This window comes from Acidovorax sp. 99 (assembly GCF_003096455.1).
Lineage (GTDB): Bacteria > Pseudomonadota > Gammaproteobacteria > Burkholderiales > Burkholderiaceae_C > Acidovorax > Acidovorax delafieldii.
In genome coordinates this window covers 3773247-3790872 of sequence record NZ_QEKU01000001.1, presented here as the reverse complement: position 1 = coordinate 3790872, position 17626 = coordinate 3773247, and the positions used below count along the sequence as shown (strand labels likewise).

Genomic DNA, 17626 nt, shown 5'->3' with positions numbered 1-17626 from the left:
GATGTGGTTTTTTCTTATTCCACCGGGCCAACGTGGAGCACGATGCTGCCCACGCCTTCAATGTGGCCTTCAATGCGGTCGCCTGCCAGCACGGGGCCTACGCCCTCGGGCGTGCCGGTGAAGATCAGGTCACCCGGCTGCAGGTGGTAGAACTTGGACAGGTCGGCAATCAGCTCGGGGATGTTCCAGATCAGCTTGGACAGGTCGGACTTCTGGCGCACCGTGCCATTGACTGAAAGCTCCAGGTTGCCCTGGCCCAGCACCACCTGCGGCATGGGCACGATCTCGGAGACCACGGAAGACTGCTCCACATCCTTGCCCAGGTCCCAAGGCCGGCCCTTGTCGCGCGCTACCAGCTGCAGGTCGCGGCGCGTCATGTCCAGGCCGCAGGCATAGCCATAGACAAGGCGGGGCGCATCCGCCTCGCTCACACGAAAACCGGGCGCACCAATGGCCAGCACCAGTTCCATTTCGTGGTGGTAGTTCTGGGTGCCGGGTGGGTAGGCCACGGTCGCGCCAGACTCGACCAGCGTGGACGGTGCCTTGGTGAAATAGAACGGCACCTCCACCGCCTTGTCCACCGGGCGCCCCATCTCAACCGCATGCGCGTGGTAGTTGCGGCCCACAAAGAACAGCCGGTGGATGGGGAGGCGCTCGCTGCGGCCACGCACAGGCAGCGAATAGACGGGGGGCGGGGTCCAGAGGTAAGTGGTTGACGTGGTTGCGGTCATCGGTGGTTTCCTTAGCGGGTTGTCGTGTTCGGTTCTGGTGGGCTTGGGTGCGGGTGCGGGCTTCTTTGCTGCGCGGCATCCATGCGGGTTCACAGCTTTGCCATCGGCGTGTTCAGGTCGGCCAGCTGCTCGGCATTCACCGACTTGCGCTGCTCGATCAGCCTGCGGGCAAAGCGCAGGTCACGCGCTGCGTTGGCACCTACGGCGGCCTGCACCACGTCACCCGCCAGGTAAAACAACACAAAGCTGCCGCTGGCCGGGTCGCCGCGCTGCACCACGCGGTGCGCAGGCGTGGGCATGCCGTAGATCTGCAGGTTCATGCCGTACTGGTCGGACCAGAACCATGGCAACGGCTGGTAGTCCACGGCCTGGCCCAGGGCCGAGCGCGCAGCGGCCATGCCCTGCTCCTGCGCGTTCTGCCACGATTCAAGCCGCAGGCTGCGGCCCGCCCAAGGGTTGGGTGCCACGGCCACATCGCCTGCGGCCAGGATGTGGGGGTCGGACGTGCGGCATTGGGCATCGACCAGCACGCCACCTTCGCAAGCCAGGCCCGCCTCGCGGGCCAGCTCGTCGTTGGGCACCAGGCCAACGCCCAGCACGATGGTGTCGCACGCCAGCGCGCTGCCATCGGCCAGCAAGACCTCCGAGCGAATATCTGCGCCATCTGCAGCGCGGGCAAAGCCCCGCACCCCCGCGCCCAGCAACACGCGCACGCCCTGGGCGCGGTGCAGCGCCAGCAGGTACGCCGACACCTCGGCGGGCACGGTGCGCTCGCACAAGCGGCTTTGCGTCTCCACCACCACCACTTCCGCGCCCTGCTGGCGTGCGGTGGCCGCCACCTCCAGGCCGATCCAGCCACCGCCCACCACCACCACGCTGCGGCCAGGCCGAAGGGCCGGGGCCAGCGCCTGCGCATCTTCAATGGTGCGCAGCGTGTGCAGCGGCACCTGGTCTGCCCCCGGCAAGGCAAGCCGCCGGGCGCGCCCGCCGGTGCACAGGATGAGCTTGTCGTAGGGCTGCGCGGTGCCATCCGACAGCAGCACCTGCTTGGCCGCGCGGTCAATGCGGTGCACCTGCACACCGGGCCGCCATTGCACCGCCAGGGCGTCAAAGGCCTCGGGTTTCATGAGGCGCGTGCTCTCCGGCGCGGCTGCGCCCGATAGCACCGCCTTCGACAGCGGTGGCCGCTCGTGCGGCGGGTGGGCTTCGTCACCGATCAGCACCACACGGCCCGCAAAGCCTTCGCTGCGCAGCGCCTGCGCCGCCCAGCCGCCCGCCTGGCCCGCACCGACGATCACGATGGTGTGGGCCGAGTGGGCGTTAGCGCCTTCATGCGGCAATGCAGCGGCCTCGACCTCAGGTCGTTCGGCAGTCATGGGGATCTCCTTGAGAAAGGTTGCTGCGCTCAGCTTCTCAGTCCAGGGCCAGCCACACGCGGCCGCCCTCGATCTTCACGGGGTAGCTGCGCAGCGGCTCGGTTACAGGCGCGCAGGTGGGTTTGCCGTTGCGCACATCAAACTTGCCCTGGTGCAAAGGGCATTCGATCTCGTGCCCTTCCAGAAACCCATCGCACAGGCGCGCATGGCCGTGGGTGCAGATGTTGTCGGTGGCAAACACCTCGCCGCCCACGCCATACAGCGCAATGTCGCGCCCGGCCACGGCCAGGCCGATCACGTCACCCTCGGGCACATCGCTGTGCGCGGCGGCGTCAATCCAGTTTGTCGTCATCGTCGTCATGGCGGCTCCTCAGATGGGGTAGATCAGCGAGTTGGGGATCATCTCGCTGTCGTAAACGACGAGGCGCGACGCGAACTTCAGGCCCTCGGGCGTGGGCACCACTTCATCGAGCGTGCGCCCCACGTTGAACACCGTCGATTCCTTCGACAGGCGTGTGCGCAGCACCGCATAGTTGGCCTCGCAGTGGATACGGCCATCGGCATCCACCTTGTGCACCAGCGGCGCACCCACCACATGGCGCTGGTAGTAGGGGTCGTGGAACAGCGTCTCGCGGATGCCGTAGACGCGGTCTTTCAACATGCCCTTGCTGTCAAACGCCAGCGTGGCCAGCGGAAACCCGCGCTCGTGGTTCTCGCGCGGCTGCAGCTTGTACACGCAGTTCTCGATGAAAAATTCAGGCCACGCCTCCCAGTCCGCCGCGTCGAGTGCGCGGGCGTAGCGGGCGTAGAGCTGGTTCAGTTCGAAGTAGGTCTGGAAGTCCATGGTCAAGCCTCCGCCTCCATCACCTTGCGCCAGTACTCGTACATGCCCCGGATCAGCGTCTCGGTCACCATGTGGTCCGTGTCGCCCACATCGCGCCCCCCCAACTCGGCCAGCGTGCGGTGCGCGGGCTTGGTCTCAAAGCCTTCTTGCGACCACTCAATCACCTCTCCATCGTCGGCCGACACAAAGCCCGCCGGGCCGAACAGATTGGCCTGGCGCAGGCGGCGCTGCGTCATCTCCTCGCTGTCGTCTTCAAAGCCAAAGTGCGTCCACACAAAATCAAAAGCCCCCTTGCCATCGGGCTGGATGTGGCGTGTGGACACGCTGTTGACCTGCTGCTGAAAGATCACGCTGGGGAACACGGTCATCATTACCGCCGTGGGCACCGGTGCCGCCGCGCTCGGCGCCGCGGCGCCCTCCCCGCTGGCCGCCGGGGCCGGCCCCGCCCACCAGTCCTCCTGCGCAATGTCCAAAAAGCGCGGGTCATTCAGCGACATGCTGGCCTTGAAGCTGGACACCTGCGTCACATCCGCCGCCTTGCCCGCCGCGCCACGGGTCGAGACCATGGCCGCGTGGCGGTGCTGCGCGTCCATCAGCAGTTGCGACTTGTTGTCTGCACGCCAGAGCCCAAAGGTCACGAACCAGGTGTGCAGCAGGCCGGGGTGGTACGGGTCCTTGATGTTCTCTTGCATCAGCTTCCAGTTGCCCGGAATGCGCTGGCGGTTGTAGCCCAGGATGGTGAGCTTGCGGCCATTGAACAGCCGGTCAAAGTAACCCAGGATGGTGGGGCCCAAGAATTCCTCCAGCGGCTCCACGCTGTGGTCAAACGACGCAAACACCACGCCGCCACGGGTGGCCACCTTGAGCTTGGTCAGCCCATGCTCCGCCGGGTTGAAGTCCGCTGGCATGCCGCCATTGACCTTGCCATCCTGCTTCACGCCACGCCGAAACGGCACACCCTGCAAGTCGCCCGACAGGGTGTAGTTCCACTGGTGGTACGGGCAGGTCAGGCTCTCGCGGTTGCCATGCCGCTCACGGCAAAACGCCATGCCCCGGTGGGCGCAGACGTTTTCCACCACATGGATCGAAGCGTCCTTGTCACGCACCAGCAACACCGAACGCTCGCCGATCACCGTGCGCTTGAAATCCCCCGCGTTGGGAATCTCAGCCTCCAAGCCGACATAGCACCAGTGCCCGTTGTAGAACAAACGGTCCAGCTCCTTGCGGTACAGCGCCTCATCGGTATAGGCCTGAAAGGGAATGCGGCTGGTGCCGTCCGTCTCCCAGCGAATCTGCTGCGGGAACACGGTCACGGGGCATTCATGCATGGGCGTCTCCTATGTTTTTTGTCATCGCCAATCAGTCGATCCATCAGTCTTTCGGGGCTGGTGCAGATGCATCCAGCGCCTGGGGACCGATCATTCGCGCTGCAGCAATATCAGTCAATGGAACGCTGGTGATGTTTCATATCACTAGCGTGAATATGACTTTGACGGCGGCGCGGGAGATTGAAGGGCCATGTGGCGGTGCAAGGCGCGCTGCATGCGGGTGGCATGAGCGAGTCAAACGGGAGTGGGTACTAGGAGCGGTCGGCCGAAAATTTCTACCGATGGGGCTGAGCCGGGCGGACAGCCTGCGTGGCGAGGATGTCGCTGGGGACGATGCTCAGCCGATGGGTGGCAGGGCCATGCGAAGGCATTTCAGATCAGTTCAGATCCGCATGGGCTGCTTTGCAGCGGTTGCAGTCGGTCGCTATTCGCAGTCAAAGGCACTATCGGCCAGGAGCAGTCGGTGCAATTAGAAAATGCAGACGCTCAGCGTTGGAAGTAGTCGGCGACCGACCGCCAACGAAGCGGGCTGTTGAATGTCCGGTTGACTGAGGTACCAAGCCTGGCTGTACTAAATGAGTGCTGTATGACTCTGATCTCCAAGCGAAGCAAAACTGCCTAGTATGGGATCGGGCATTAGACTGAACAATTCGTGCGCAGAATTCGCATATCGTTGACAGTTCTCTAGCGTTGCCCCGTGCAGTTCGGCTGCATGCATTAATTTGTTCCTTCTGGCGAGCATTGAGGACAAGTCTTCCTTTATATTTTTCTTGTATCGCTCCTTGGCATCTGGATCCAAAAGTGCTGGGAAAAGGTGAGAGACAAGCTGGTTGATATTTGTTTCTTCAATCAACCGAGAGACTTGATCGGACGTGCCCGTTGGTAACGAAGCTATTACGCGGCTACGCAGGAATACCTCACATGCAACGCTAAGGTCTACCAAAGCTCGTCGATAGTCTCCCTCATCAAGACAGTCCAGGGCGTCGCCATAGAGGATTGAATAGATGGGAGGTGATTCTCCGACGAGTGCTAGCTGGCTGACTTTCTCCCAAACGGCCTCAGTGACGGTGCGACAGCTTCCTAAAACAATGGTCTGACTGAGGGTCCAGACTTCCTTTTTGGTGTTTGAATCCAGCAAATATGTGGACCATCCTGATTCGTTACCCACTCTCACGTGCCTGCATATCTCATGTGCCCCCGATACCCATCGAAGTAGTGAAACCCAGTACTCAAAGGCTGCCCGAGACTGAGTCGCGCATCCCTCGGCGATGGAATTCAGGATTCTCTGCTCTTCATCACTAATGAGGTCGTAAGCGTTTGGGTTTCGCTCAAGAACCCCACTGGGAACCGCCACTTCTGCCGAGACTTCGACGCACACATCGACCGATCGGACGAAGAAGTAGATGGATTCTCCTGTGTTGCTATTCCATGCGCCACGGAGGGCCCTAGCATCTTCATCGTGCGCGTTGCCGACCTTCTCTACAGGCGGAAGCTTGATCGTGACTTGTGAGCCATTGCGCTCGAAGGATAGTGTGCGACCCATGAGCGATGGGGGGACGGCGAATGCGCGAGTAATGAAGCGGTCCCAAGAATAAAGTCTCATTCGAGTAGTCAATCTGGAGAAATTTTGGGCCTAATGCAATGGGGTCTCGGCCTAGCCGTAGGCCTTAACTAGCGATTTTGGTCAAAACTGGATTGCAAGATTGTTACAGTCTGCGCGGGCGGGCACGGTATTGAGGTTAATATTATTAACCCGAGGTTTTGGATAAATATTATGCAGAGAAATGTGATCTTTAGTAGGCGCAGCATGAATGCCGCATATCGCGCAAAGAATGGACATCTGGATTTAAAGGCCTGACGTCGTAGCAGATGGCCTGCCGGAACAGTAGGAACGATTTCCTTTGAGCAAAATAACCACGGGTACTGGGCAGGCGTACGGGCAATGTCAAAGGTGGGCTTTGTGACTTTGACCCGAATGGCTGGTCTGGACCTACAGCGGTCGGCCAACAGCTCTGTTGCAGGCAGGCAGCTTCCTAACTTTCGCACACCATCGCGCGGCTGTCAGTCCAGCGTAGCACTATCGTCTATATGGCTATTTTCGACCTGACGCATCACCATTTTTCCGGTTTCTGGATCGAGTTCCTCCATCTCGACCGAACGAAGGTAGCCAACATCTTGAGCACGAACCAGAACACGGGCGGCATCGAAAATCTCTCGCTCTTCCCCTGTCCTCGAATCGTTAGCCGGGAATATCGGATGTGCAATGGCATATTTCATCAACGCTGCGCCCCAAGTTTCACCCTTAGTCACACCGTCCCTGATGTCTGAAGGCAGTAACCGCATAAATTCTTTGGCGGACTTTGCTTCCGAAACTATTGGTAGCTCTTCGATTAGGCGCTTGTTCACTTCTTCGTTGTCAAAATTGCATGACAGCGCTGTTGCGATTGCGATGCGCAATAACTCTTCAATATTGAAATTTGCCAGCTCGAAATCTGGGGAACTTAAATAGAAGCGGCCATGTATGCGTTTTTCTGACGCTGCCCTCTTCACCGCACGAACGACATCTTCCCTATCTCTATCTACAACTATCACACTGATAACCCGGTCGCGGACGTCTTCCGCCAAAGAGTCGGCGAACGCCATACCTCTGCCGCCACGCTGTACGACATTGCCTTTTAGATTTACAACTGAACACAAACCGTCAACGCCGATGGCATACCTAAAGGCCCCGAATTCCGTCTCTCCCTCAACATAGCAACGTACCTTTACACCAAAGTCAAGACCTAATATTCCCAAAAAGTCTCGAAGGTCTTTGCGCGGCGCATCGAACACGCGCTCATGTCCATACAGCATCTTGCGCGCGCCATGCATCCACTGTCCCGGTCCTATCTCGTCCTCCTCCGCAAGCTCGATGTTGAGCAACCGTTCGCTCGCTCTTCTAATTGACTCCGCCATATCTAGAAACTTCATTGCAGCGCCCAAAGAGCCTTTGATGCGTTCGCGTTCCGACAGCCTCATCAGACGAAGTAGTGTGTGGATATTCCTGTTTTCATCGCTTGTATGTGCGGCCCATGCAAGATCTTGTCGCCATTGCCTAATCGTGATCAGTCCGGAATGCTTCAAGTAGTTTCTGACCATGTCCGCATAGGATGGCAGCCGATTGAAGGCGTGTGCTCGAACTTCATGATCTTCTGGCGGAAGCCACAATACAACGGAACATAATGCAGCTACTTCAGCGAGCTGATTCCAATAGTCAAAACGGTTGGAAAATGCGGGGCTGCTTGTCCACCTGTCAAGATTTTTAAGCTCAAAGCGCGCAAGCTTAGCTAAGCCCGGTCTGTAAATTAAATATTGACAGGGGCTAGTTTTCGAAGCGAGCGTCCTGACCACGTGGTACAAAACATAGATCCGCGTCGGATGAAAACTCACATTGGGTAGCGAATCGTCGACAGAATTTCTGACTTTCGACTTTTTCGACATTGAACTCCCGTACCCCTTTTGCTTCGTGACTATGGCGCGCAAATCAAGATGTCGTGAATCAAAATTCAAAGAATTCAATCCGTCAATTTGCGGGGATTTTTCGCACTCAACGCAATCAGCGCGGAGTAGCCCGATACGCCACAGGCCAAGTATGTCGTCCTTTGAAAATTGCCCTATACCAAGGTCGCTGGCAATTTGCCCCAACTTTTGAGGCGACACAAGCTCGCTATCCCATTCCGATTTGAGCGATAGGTATGCTCGAAGCTGAGCTATTCCATACCCCGGGCCTTCAATGGGATTGAAGGAAAGCGCACCGAAGTTGTTACTTAAGTTCATAGTGATCCATTTGACTCGTCGCCTGTTTGACCGAGTACCAACCATGCTAGCCGGGAATATCTGAGCAGCGCCTCGAAGGCGAAATTTTCTTTGAATTCGGGCAATTGAAGTCGGATAGCCTAATTTGCTGATTTGGATCACCCTTGGTGTGGAGGTCGATCGTGCTCTCTGGCAGCAGATATTCGCATATGACCGCAACTGGCCGATAGTACTCATTCGCGGACGCTTTCCCTACGTCCGCAACCAGCCTAAACAGCCAGACACTCCGCCCCAAAAATCTGTCTATTCCCGCCCACGCAAGCTCAGCTCCCTGCGCCCAGCATCAACCACCTCACTACCAATTTGATAGCTACAAGCGCTTGATAGACAGGCGGTAGAGCCCAATTTTCTTCAAATTTCAGCACACAGCACCACTGAAGCCACGCACGCACCTATCTCGCCCGTGCTCAAGGCGCACTGCCACTGAGACAGACAGCACACCGCCGCACCAGCAAAAGCCAGCGCGGCGGCACGTCGAGCACAACGCTTTCTTTCTCTCTCCGGCAGCGGCTTACTTCACCGCAAACCGCACATTCGCCGCCTTCTTGCCCGGCAGCGTCACCAGCGCAACCACCTTGGTGCCTGCTGCGACCTTGAAGATGCCTTTGGTTTCGAGCCTGCCCTCGCCTGCCGGTACAAGCACAGCCTCGGATTTTTCGGTGCCGTTGAGCAGGGTGAGCTTGGCGCTCACGCCCTCGGTCTTGGCGGGTTTGCCGTGGTCGCGCAAGTGCAAGGTGATGGTGTCGGGCTTGGCGACAAGTTCGTAGTCCATGTCGTTGGCTTCGGCCACGATGCCGCCGTGTTGGGGCTTGTGGTCGTGGCCTGCGCCGTGGTCGCCAGCGGCGTAAGCGGCGGTGGTGGCCAAGGCTGCGAGGGCCAGGGCGGCGAAAAGTTGGCGGGTGGTTTTCATGAGAGTCCTTTCAAAGGGTGAATGAAAAAGCAAACGAACAAATAAAGAGAACAAGTACAAAACAAGAAAGGCTCAGAACGCCTCGGCGTTCTTGTCGTCCAGCAGGCGTTCGGCGTCTTGGCGGCCAAACAGCCAGAACAGGGCGGGGGTGAGGAAGGTGTCGAGCAGCGTGGAGCTGATGAGGCCGCTGAAGATGACCACGGCCACCGGGTGCAGGATTTCGGTGCCGGGGCGCTCGGCCTCCAGCAGCAGCGGGGCCAAGGCAAAGGCGGTGACCAGGGCGGTCATCAGCACGGGGCTCAGGCGCTCTAGCGAGCCACGCACGATCATCGCGGTGTCAAAGCGTTCGCCCTCGACGCGCATGAGGTTGAGGTAGTGGCTCACTTTCAAAATGCCGTTGCGCACCGAGATGCCCGCCAGTGTGATGAAGCCAATCAGCGCCGCCACCGACAGCGGCTGGCCCGACACCCACAACCCCAGCACCGCACCCACCAGCGCCAGCGGGATATTGGCCATGATGAGTGCCGACAGCGTGGCCGAGCGGTAGCGCGTGTATAGCACCACAAACATCAGCACCAGCGAGACGATGGCCAGCAGGCCCACCAGGCGGCTGGCTTCTTCCTGCGCCTGGAACTGGCCGCCCAGGGTGATGAAGTAGCCCTCGGGCAGGCGCGTGTCGCCCACAGCCTGGCGGATGTCGGCCACCACATCGGACAGCGCCCTGCCCTGCGCGTTGGCCGAGAGCACGATGCGGCGCTTGCCATCGTCGCGGCTGATCTGGTTGGGGCCGTCGCCTTCTTCGATGGTGGCCAGGCGCGACAGGGGCACGGGGCCGCGTGGCGTGTCGATCAGCACACGCGCCAGGCCGTCGATGGAGCGCGCGCTGTCGGGCAGGCGCACCACCAGCGCAAAGCGGCGGCTGCCCTCCACCACCTGGGCCACTTTCTCGCCCTCCACCAGCGTCTGCAGCGCGGCCAGCACCTGGGGCGCGGGCACGCCCATTTGCGCAGCGGCGGCGTAGTCCACGCGCACGGTGATCTGCGGCGCCAGCACCTGCTTTTCCACCTCCAGGTCGGCCAGGCCGGGGATGCCCGCCAGCCCCGCGCGCAGGGCCTCGGCCTGGCCGCGCAAGGTGTCCAGGTCGTCGCCAAAGAGCTTGATGGCGATCTGCGAGCGCACGCCCGAGAGCATGTGGTCGATGCGGTGCGAGATGGGCTGGCCGATGGCAATGGCGGCGGGCAAATGCGCCAGGCGGCTGCGGATGTCGGCCTGCACCTCGGCCATGCTGCGCTTGAGCTCCGCCGCAGGCAGCAGGCCCACGTCCAGCTCGCTCACGTGCACGCCTTCGGCATGTTCATCGAGCTCGGCGCGGCCACTGCGCCGGCCCACGTGCGTGACCTCGGGCACCTGGCGCACCAGCACCTCGGCCTGGCGGGCCAGCGCGCTCGATTCGGCCAGCGTGACACCGGGGTTGAGCCGCATGCCGATGAGCAGCGTGCCTTCATTGAACGGAGGCAAGAACGTGGTGGGGAAAAACGGCACCGCCGCTGCCGACAGCGCCACCGCCATCGCACTCACGGCCAGGGCTGTGCGCGGGCGCGCCAGCACAGCCGAGAGCCCGTTGCGGTAGCGCGCTTTGAGCCAGGCCACCACGCGCGTGTCGCCGTGGTCCAGGTTCTTCATGCGCGGCAGCAAGTAGAACGCCAGCACCGGCGTGACGGTGACCGACACCAGCAGCGAGGCCAGCGTGGACACGATGAACGCAATGCCCAGCGGCACAAACAGCCGCCCCTCGATGCCCGGCAGCGCAAACAGCGGCAAGAACACCAGCACGATGATGGCCGTGGCGTACAGGATGCCGGAGCGCACTTCCATGGACGCGAGCTTGACCACCTCGATGGGGTGCAGCCGGTGGTGGGGGTGTTTGGCGCGGTCCATCTTCAGACGGCGCAGCACGTTTTCTACATCGACCACCGCGTCGTCCACCAGGCCGCCAATGGCAATGGCCAGGCCGCCCAGCGTCATGGTGTTGATCGACAGGCCGAAATACTTGAACACCAGCGCCGTGATGAAGATGGACACCGGGATGGCCGTGAGCGCAATCACCGTGGGCCGGAGCGTGCCGAGGAACACGAACAAAATCACCGCCACAAACACCGAGGCGCCCATGAGCTTGCCCTGCAGCGTGGTGACCGACGCCTCGATGAAGCTCGCCTGGCGGAAGGTGACGCGCGGCGCCTCCATGCCGGTGGGCAGCGAGTTCTTCAGGTCCACCAGCGCGGCCTCGATGCTGCGCGTGAGGCCGATGGTGTCGGCCGTGGGTTGCTTCTGGATGCCGAGGATGACGGCGCCCTGCCCTTCGAAGCCTGCGTCGCCACGTTTGGTGGCGGCGGCAAAAGTGGCATCGGCCACCTGGCGCAGCAGCACGCTCTGGCCGTTTTTGGCGGTGAGGGCCAGGTTCTGCAGGTCTTCGAGCCGCGAGGTGCGGCCCAGGTGGCGGATGAGGTATTCGCGCCCGCCCAGCTCCAGAAACCCGCCCGAGGTGTTGGCCGCAAAGCCCGTGAGCGCGCCCGTGAGCTGGTCGTGCGTGATGCCCAGCGCCGCCATGCGCGCCGTGTCGGGCAGCACCTGGAACTGGCGCACCTCGCCACCGATGGGGATCACCTGCGCCACGCCAGGGATGGCCATGAGGCGCGGGCGCAGCACCCAGTCGGCGTACTCGCGCACGGCCATGGGCGTGGTCTTGCCCGCGTCGATGGGGATGGCCACCTGCATGATCTCGCCCATGATGGAGCTGATGGGCCCCATGCGCGGCGTGATGCCGCTGGGCAGGCCTTCCTCCATGGACGACAGGCGCTCCGACACCATCTGGCGCGCGCGGTAGATGTCGGTGCTCCAGTCGAAGGTGACGTAGATGAACGACAGGCCCGCGCTGGAGGTGGAGCGCACGCTCTCCACGCCGGGCAGGCCGTTCATCGTGGTCTCCAGCGGGAAGGTGATGAGCTGCTCCACCTCTTCTGCGGCCATGCCACCCGCCTCGGTCATGAGGGTGACGGTGGGTTTGTTGAGGTCGGGGAACACGTCCACCGGCGTGCGCGAGAGCGTGAAGGCGCCGTAGGCCATGAGCACGGCTGCTGCGATGAGCACCAGCAGCCGGTTGACCAGGCTGTTTTCGAGAAGCCACTTGAACATAGCGACTCCTTAGCGGACCTGGTTGATGAGCGTGGCGCCCTGCGTGGCCACGCGGTCGCCGGGCTGGAGGCCCGAAGTCACGGCCACCGAGGTGCCATCCAGCGGCACCGAGGTGACGACCCGGGGCACAAAGCGCTCGGGCGACTCCTTGACCCACACGATGGTCTGGTTGGCCGGGTTGCGCAGCAGCGCGGCAGCGGGCACTTGCACGCCATCGACCTTGTCGGTGGACTGCACGAACACGCGCACGGGCTGGCCCAAGGCCAAGGTGCCCAGCGCGGCCGAGTCGCCCGCAAACTGCAGCGGCTGCGCCTGGTCGCGCAGGCTGCGCGCCGCGCCCAGAAAGCGCAGCGGCACGCGCTGCCCACCCACGGCCAGCGTGGCACCGGCCACGCTGTGCGCCTGGGCGGTGTCGTAGGCCAGGGCCTCGATGCGCAGGCGCGATGGGTCTACCACCTCAAACACCAGTTCGCGCGCATCCACCACCTGCCCCGCCACGGCATTGGCCGAAGCGATCACGCCCGACACAGGCGCCACCAGCGCATCGCGTGTGGCCAGGCCCGCGCCCACGGCGCCCAGGCGCTGGGTGAGGCTGTGCAGCTCGCTCTCGGCAGCTTCGATGTCCTTGCGCGGCACGGTGTCGGCCAGCTCCGTCAGGCGCGCCACGCGCCGTGCGGCCAGGTCGCGTGCAGCGCGCAGCTCAGCCTGCTGGGCCACTTGGTTGGATCGCTCGATGGCGCCCGCCGTGGGCACCACATAGGCCAGCACCTCGCCCTTGCGCACCGCCTGGCCCACGCCGGGCAGGCCCTTGGGCCCGGCCTCCAGACGGCCTGCCAGTACGGCCTGCACCTTGCCACCCGCGTTGGGGTCCATCACCACGGTGCCCGCCAGTTCAAAGGCCTTGGCGTGCTGCCCGGTGGCTGCCACCAGAGTGCGCACGCCCAGTTGGCGCTGCGCGGGTTTGGGCAGGAAGACGCTGCCATCGGGCTGGCGGCTGGGGCCGTTGCCGGTGGGCGCGGGCGGCGCGTCGCCATGGTCGTGGCCGGGGCCTGCCAGGGCTGGCAGGGGTGCGCAGAGCGCGGCAGCCATGAGCAGGGCCAGCAAAGAGGGCATGGGGTGCAAGCGCTTCATGCTGCACCTCCCACGCGCTGGGTATTGCCAATACGGGCAGTACGGCCCCGGCGCAGTCCCCAAACGGCAAACAGCGCCAGCAGCACGGCGGCCACAGCGCCTGCAATCAGCACAGTGCGGCGGGCCAGCCCTTCCGGTGCGGCATCGGGGTGGGCGGCGGGGTGCAGGTCGATCTCGCCTGCGAGCAGGTCGGTGTCATTGCCTGCGGCCACGGTGGCGGTGACGGGGCTCACACCCTCGGCCAGCGGCGCGGCCAGGGTGGCCTGGAACTTGCCCTCGGCCACGCGGGTGACGGGCACGCTGGTGCCCGCAATGTCCAGCTCCAGCCGGGCGTCCTTCACGGGGCTGTTGTCACCCGCGTGGTCCAGATAGAGCGCGATTTTTTGCCCGTCGAGCACGCCCACGAGTTCAAACAGGTCCGAGGTAGCAGCAAAGCGCGGCAGGGCTGTGCCCGCAGCGGCGGCGGGGGCTTCGCCATGGTCATGGCCTGCGCCAGCCAGCGCGGTCGGCGGTAGCAAGCCCAGCAGCAGGGCCAGGCCCAGTGTGGAGAAAGTGGAAGAGAGTTTCATGGTGTTCAGCAAAAGTGGTGAGGGCCTCAAGGGCGTCATTGCGGCAGCAGGCCCAGGGCCTGGCGCAAGTGGGAGATGGCGGCCGCTGTGTCGATGCGGGCGCGGGCCAACTGGCGTTCGGCCTGGGCGGCCTCCAGCTCCACACGCAGGCGCGTGGGGCCGTCGGCTTCGCCCAGGCGGAAGGCCTTGTCGATAAAGCCGCGTGTGCCCTGCGCCAGCGCCGCGTGCCGTGCCAGCGCATCGCGCTGGGCCTGCGCGGCCTTCACGCGGGCCATGGCGGCGGCGATGTCGGCGGCCAGGCGCCTTTGCTCCACGGCAGCACGCGCCTCGGCATCGATGGCATCGGCGCGTGCTGTAGCCTGCTTCGCCTGCGCACGGTCGCCCCCGCCCAGGGGTATGCGCAGGCCCACGGTGAATGTCTGCTGGTAGCGGTCGCCCGCCTGCTCGCGACCCCGCGTGGCGGCCACGGTCAGCTCGGGGTTGGCACGGGTCTGCACGGCGGCCAGGTCGGCAGCGCGGCGCGCCACCTCGGCCTGGTCCTGCCAGTCGGCCGCCGTTGGGTGCTGGGCAGCGGCGGTCGTGGCATCGGGCACGGGGGGCTCGGGCTCTGCCCCGTCCGCCAGCGCCAGGGTGGGCGCGGCCTGCACGCCCCAGGCAGCCAGTGCGGCCTGCGCTGAGTCCCACGCGCCCTGGGCCTCGGCCATGGCGGCGTCGGCCTGGGCCACGGCGCCGTCGGCCTGCGCCTGGTCGGCACGCGACAGGTCGCCCGCGCGCACGCGGCGCGCCACGTCGGCGGCCAGGCGCTGCGCGTTCAGCAGCCGGTCTTGCGCCAGGGCCCAGTCGGCCTGCGCGCGCTGCGCGGCCCACCACGCTTCGCGCACGATGGCGGCGAGTTGCAGCTGCGCGGCGCGCTGGCGGCTGCCAAGCGCCTGCGCTTCCGCATCGGCCAGCGCGGCCTTGCGGGCGCGCTCGCCGGGCAGCCACAGCGGCAGGGCCAGGCCCACTTCGGCTTCGCGGCTGCCCTGGTTGCTGCCGGGGCGGTCGGTTTTGGTGGACAGCTCCAGCGCCACGGGCTCGGCCGTCCAGGCTGCCGCCGCGCTGCGTGTGGCCTGCGCGGCCTCGCGCCGCAAGGCGACAGACTGCGCTTCGGGCTGGCGTTGCCAGGCCTGGTCAAACAGGGCCTGGAGTGTGAGCAGCGCCGTGCCGGGGTTGGGGGTCTGGGCCTGTGCGGCAGTGCCCAGAAGTGCCAAGCCCAGCGCCATAGCCGCTACGGCGGCGGCGGGCGCATGGTGTCGTTGTTTCGTTGATTGCATCCGATTCCTCTGCAGTGGCCAGGGGCCACAGGTTGAAATCGGCGAGGCGCGATGGGAGGAAGAGCCGATCAGCAGCACACGCAGGCGTCAGCGCGCGCGTCGCGACTGCCCCGCAAGGCAGGTCTCGATCCACATCCAAATGAAAACGGGACAGCCCAGAGCCCCCGCCTCGCCGCTCAGGCGAGGACGGGCCAATTGGGGCGTTCGGGGCGTGAAAGGGGGGCTGGAGGCCAGGCTGGTGCCGCCTGGGCCAGCGGGCGTGCTGCAGTCACCACGATGGCATGGTCACCGGGACTGTGCGCGAGACCGCTGCCCGCACCATGGCAGGCGTGACAGTCCATGTCCGCCGGGGTGGCACTGGATGTCTTGGCTGGATGGGCAGGGGATTCATCGGCCACATGATCGTGCACATGGTGGCCAAAGTGCGAGGCTTGCGGCGCCGTTTCATGCCCGCAATAGGGCGAAGCAGCCGTCCAGATGGACTGGAGCGGCATGAACACCAACAGGAAGATCAACAGCAAGCGGCGCATGGGCAGCCGGATTCTAGGGAGGTTTGTAGAACCCCTAAAAAAACAGCGGATCGCCCAGACCGGGTTGAAGGACTTTGCGTGGTTGAGTGGCAAAACGCCCAGGCCTGAATCCGCAGCTGGATTCACGCTCCGGGCCGCCCTGCCTGCAGGGACGAGGGCAGCATCCGCCCCCATCCCCTGCACGACATCAAGCAGCAACGGCCTCGGGCTGCGCTGCCTGCGCCTTGGCCCCTTCGGCCACCACGGGCATGCGGATCAGGTGGTCAAAGGCGCTCAGCGCTGCCTTGGAGCCATCGCCCGCTGCAATCACGATCTGCTTGAAAGGCACGGTGGTGCAATCGCCCGCCGCAAACACGCCGGGGATGTTGGTGCGGCCGTGCGAGTCGACGATGATTTCGCCGAAGCGCGACAGCTCCACCGTACCTTTGAGCCATTCGGTATTGGGCACCAGGCCAATCTGCACGAACACGCCCTCCAGCGCTACTGTGTGCTCCACGTTGGTTGCGCGGTCCTTGTACTTGAGGCCATTGACCTTGCCATCGGCACCGGTGATTTCGGTGGTCTGCGCGTTGGTGTGAATGGTCACGTTGGGCAGGCTCTTGAGCTTGTTGACCAGCACGGCGTCGGCCTTGAGCTGGTCGGCAAATTCGATGAGCGTGACGTGGGCCACCACGCCAGCGAGGTCGATAGCCGCTTCCACACCGCTGTTACCGCCGCCGATCACCGACACGCGCTTGCCCTTGAACAGCGGGCCATCGCAGTGCGGGCAGTAGGCCACTCCCTTGTTCTTGTACTCGGCTTCGCCGGGCACATTCACGTTGCGCCAGCGGGCGCCAGTGGACAGGATCACCGTCTTGGCCTTGAGCGAGCCGCCGTTGGCCAGCTGCACTTCGATCAAACCACCGGGCTGCGCGGCGGGGATGAGCTTGTCGGCGCGCTGCAGGTTCATGATGTCCACGCCATAGGCGCGGGTGTGGGCTTCGAGCGCGGCGGCGAACTTGGGGCCATCGGTTTCGAGTACCGAGATGTAGTTCTCGATGGCCAGCGTGTCATTCACCTGGCCGCCAAAACGCTCGGCCGCCACGCCGGTGCGGATGCCCTTGCGGGCGGCATACACGGCGGCAGCCGCGCCAGCGGGGCCACCGCCGACGATGAGAACGTCGTACGGATCCTTGGCGCTGAGCTTGGCGGCTTCGCGGGCGGCAGAGCCGGTGTCGAGCTTGGCGACGATCTCTTCGATGGTCATCCGGCCCGAGCCGAACACCTGGCCGTTCAGGAACACCATGGGCACGGCCATGATTTCGCGGTCGTTCACTTCCTGCTGGAAGGCGCCGCCTTCGATCACGGTCGTCTTGATCTTCGGGTTGACGATGGCCATCAGCGACAGCGCCTGCACCACGTCCGGGCAGTTGTGGCAGGTCAGGCTCATGTAGACCTCGAAGTTGAAGTCTCCATCCAGCGCCTTGATGGAGTCGATCACATCCTGCTCGACCTTGGGTGGGTGGCCGCCCGTCCACAACAGGGCCAGCACCAGCGAGGTGAATTCATGGCCCAAGGGCAGGCCGGCAAAGCGCAGGCTGTTGGCGGCGCCCAGGCGCTGCAGGCTGAAAGATGGCTTGCGTGCATCGTTGCCGTCGGTGCGCAGGGTGATCTTGTCGCTGCGCAGGGATTGGATGGTCGTCAGCAGCTCGCGCATGTCGCGCGCCGTCTCGCTGTCGTCCAGGGAAGCCACCAGCTCAAACGGCTGCTGCACGCGCTCCAGGTAGGCGGCGAGTTGGGTCTTGAGTTGTTCGTCGAGCATGGTGGTGTCCTTTGAAATTCGAGTTGTGGTGTCTGGGAGGGTGACG

Annotated in this window: 14 protein-coding genes; all 14 read right to left on the bottom strand. The window is 63.7% G+C overall.

Annotated features, from left to right (window positions below):
* Nucleotides 1–14 precede the first annotated feature (14 nt).
* A complete protein-coding gene (locus tag C8C95_RS17580) occupies nucleotides 15–731 on the bottom strand; it encodes a fumarylacetoacetate hydrolase family protein (protein ID WP_116749418.1) in 717 nt (238 codons plus the stop codon).
* A gap of 89 nt (nucleotides 732–820) precedes the next feature.
* Nucleotides 821–2107, bottom strand: a complete 1287-nt coding sequence (locus C8C95_RS17575; RefSeq protein ID WP_116749417.1) for an FAD-dependent oxidoreductase — start codon at nucleotides 2105–2107, stop codon at nucleotides 821–823.
* A 37-nt stretch (nucleotides 2108–2144) separates the two neighbouring features.
* Entirely contained in the window at nucleotides 2145–2468 is a 324-nt protein-coding gene (locus C8C95_RS17570) for a non-heme iron oxygenase ferredoxin subunit (protein WP_116749416.1), read from the bottom strand.
* A gap of 9 nt (nucleotides 2469–2477) precedes the next feature.
* Complete coding sequence (locus C8C95_RS17565) at nucleotides 2478–2951, bottom strand: aromatic-ring-hydroxylating dioxygenase subunit beta (protein WP_055398708.1); 474 nt, start codon at nucleotides 2949–2951, stop codon at nucleotides 2478–2480.
* Nucleotides 2952–2953: 2 nt separating this feature from the next.
* A complete protein-coding gene (locus C8C95_RS17560; protein WP_116749415.1) occupies nucleotides 2954–4279 on the bottom strand; it encodes an aromatic ring-hydroxylating dioxygenase subunit alpha in 1326 nt (441 codons plus the stop codon).
* 571 nt (nucleotides 4280–4850) lie between these two features.
* A complete protein-coding gene (locus C8C95_RS23565; protein WP_133246248.1) occupies nucleotides 4851–5882 on the bottom strand; it encodes a hypothetical protein in 1032 nt (343 codons plus the stop codon).
* Nucleotides 5883–6340: 458 nt separating this feature from the next.
* Complete coding sequence (locus C8C95_RS23560) at nucleotides 6341–8095, bottom strand: hypothetical protein (RefSeq protein ID WP_133246247.1); 1755 nt, start codon at nucleotides 8093–8095, stop codon at nucleotides 6341–6343.
* Nucleotides 8096–8645: 550 nt separating this feature from the next.
* A complete protein-coding gene (locus C8C95_RS17550) occupies nucleotides 8646–9044 on the bottom strand; it encodes a hypothetical protein (RefSeq protein WP_116749413.1) in 399 nt (132 codons plus the stop codon).
* 72 nt (nucleotides 9045–9116) lie between these two features.
* Nucleotides 9117–12236, bottom strand: a complete 3120-nt coding sequence (locus C8C95_RS17545; protein WP_116749412.1) for an efflux RND transporter permease subunit — start codon at nucleotides 12234–12236, stop codon at nucleotides 9117–9119.
* Nucleotides 12237–12245: 9 nt separating this feature from the next.
* Entirely contained in the window at nucleotides 12246–13367 is a 1122-nt protein-coding gene (locus tag C8C95_RS17540) for an HlyD family efflux transporter periplasmic adaptor subunit (protein ID WP_116749411.1), read from the bottom strand.
* Nucleotides 13364–13936, bottom strand: a complete 573-nt coding sequence (locus C8C95_RS17535; protein ID WP_116750338.1) for a hypothetical protein — start codon at nucleotides 13934–13936, stop codon at nucleotides 13364–13366. The genes C8C95_RS17540 and C8C95_RS17535 overlap by 4 nt, the downstream gene beginning before the upstream one ends.
* A 35-nt stretch (nucleotides 13937–13971) precedes the next feature.
* On the bottom strand, nucleotides 13972–15249 hold the full coding sequence (locus tag C8C95_RS17530) for a TolC family protein (RefSeq protein WP_116749410.1): 1278 nt from the start codon (nucleotides 15247–15249) through the stop codon (nucleotides 13972–13974).
* A 176-nt stretch (nucleotides 15250–15425) separates the two neighbouring features.
* On the bottom strand, nucleotides 15426–15779 hold the full coding sequence (locus tag C8C95_RS17525; RefSeq protein WP_116749409.1) for a hypothetical protein: 354 nt from the start codon (nucleotides 15777–15779) through the stop codon (nucleotides 15426–15428).
* A gap of 187 nt (nucleotides 15780–15966) precedes the next feature.
* Nucleotides 15967–17580, bottom strand: coding sequence for an alkyl hydroperoxide reductase subunit F (gene ahpF, locus C8C95_RS17520; RefSeq protein ID WP_108499379.1), 1614 nt, complete (start codon nucleotides 17578–17580; stop codon nucleotides 15967–15969).
* Nucleotides 17581–17626: the final 46 nt, after the last annotated feature.

Bases quoted from the DNA above. Each gene is read 5' to 3' on its own strand.
- C8C95_RS17580 (WP_116749418.1), bottom strand. From the start codon at position 731: ATGACCGCAACCACGTCAACCACTTACCTCTGGACCCCGCCCCCCGTC.
- C8C95_RS17575 (WP_116749417.1), bottom strand. From the start codon at position 2,107: ATGACTGCCGAACGACCTGAGGTCGAGGCCGCTGCATTGCCGCATGAA.
- C8C95_RS17570 (WP_116749416.1), bottom strand. From the start codon at position 2,468: ATGACGACGATGACGACAAACTGGATTGACGCCGCCGCGCACAGCGAT.
- C8C95_RS17565 (WP_055398708.1), bottom strand. From the start codon at position 2,951: ATGGACTTCCAGACCTACTTCGAACTGAACCAGCTCTACGCCCGCTAC.
- C8C95_RS17560 (WP_116749415.1), bottom strand. From the start codon at position 4,279: ATGCATGAATGCCCCGTGACCGTGTTCCCGCAGCAGATTCGCTGGGAG.
- C8C95_RS23565 (WP_133246248.1), bottom strand. From the start codon at position 5,882: ATGAGACTTTATTCTTGGGACCGCTTCATTACTCGCGCATTCGCCGTC.
- C8C95_RS23560 (WP_133246247.1), bottom strand. From the start codon at position 8,095: ATGAACTTAAGTAACAACTTCGGTGCGCTTTCCTTCAATCCCATTGAA.
- C8C95_RS17550 (WP_116749413.1), bottom strand. From the start codon at position 9,044: ATGAAAACCACCCGCCAACTTTTCGCCGCCCTGGCCCTCGCAGCCTTG.
- C8C95_RS17545 (WP_116749412.1), bottom strand. From the start codon at position 12,236: ATGTTCAAGTGGCTTCTCGAAAACAGCCTGGTCAACCGGCTGCTGGTG.
- C8C95_RS17540 (WP_116749411.1), bottom strand. From the start codon at position 13,367: ATGAAGCGCTTGCACCCCATGCCCTCTTTGCTGGCCCTGCTCATGGCT.
- C8C95_RS17535 (WP_116750338.1), bottom strand. From the start codon at position 13,936: ATGAAACTCTCTTCCACTTTCTCCACACTGGGCCTGGCCCTGCTGCTG.
- C8C95_RS17530 (WP_116749410.1), bottom strand. From the start codon at position 15,249: ATGCAATCAACGAAACAACGACACCATGCGCCCGCCGCCGCCGTAGCG.
- C8C95_RS17525 (WP_116749409.1), bottom strand. From the start codon at position 15,779: ATGCGCCGCTTGCTGTTGATCTTCCTGTTGGTGTTCATGCCGCTCCAG.
- ahpF (WP_108499379.1), bottom strand. From the start codon at position 17,580: ATGCTCGACGAACAACTCAAGACCCAACTCGCCGCCTACCTGGAGCGC.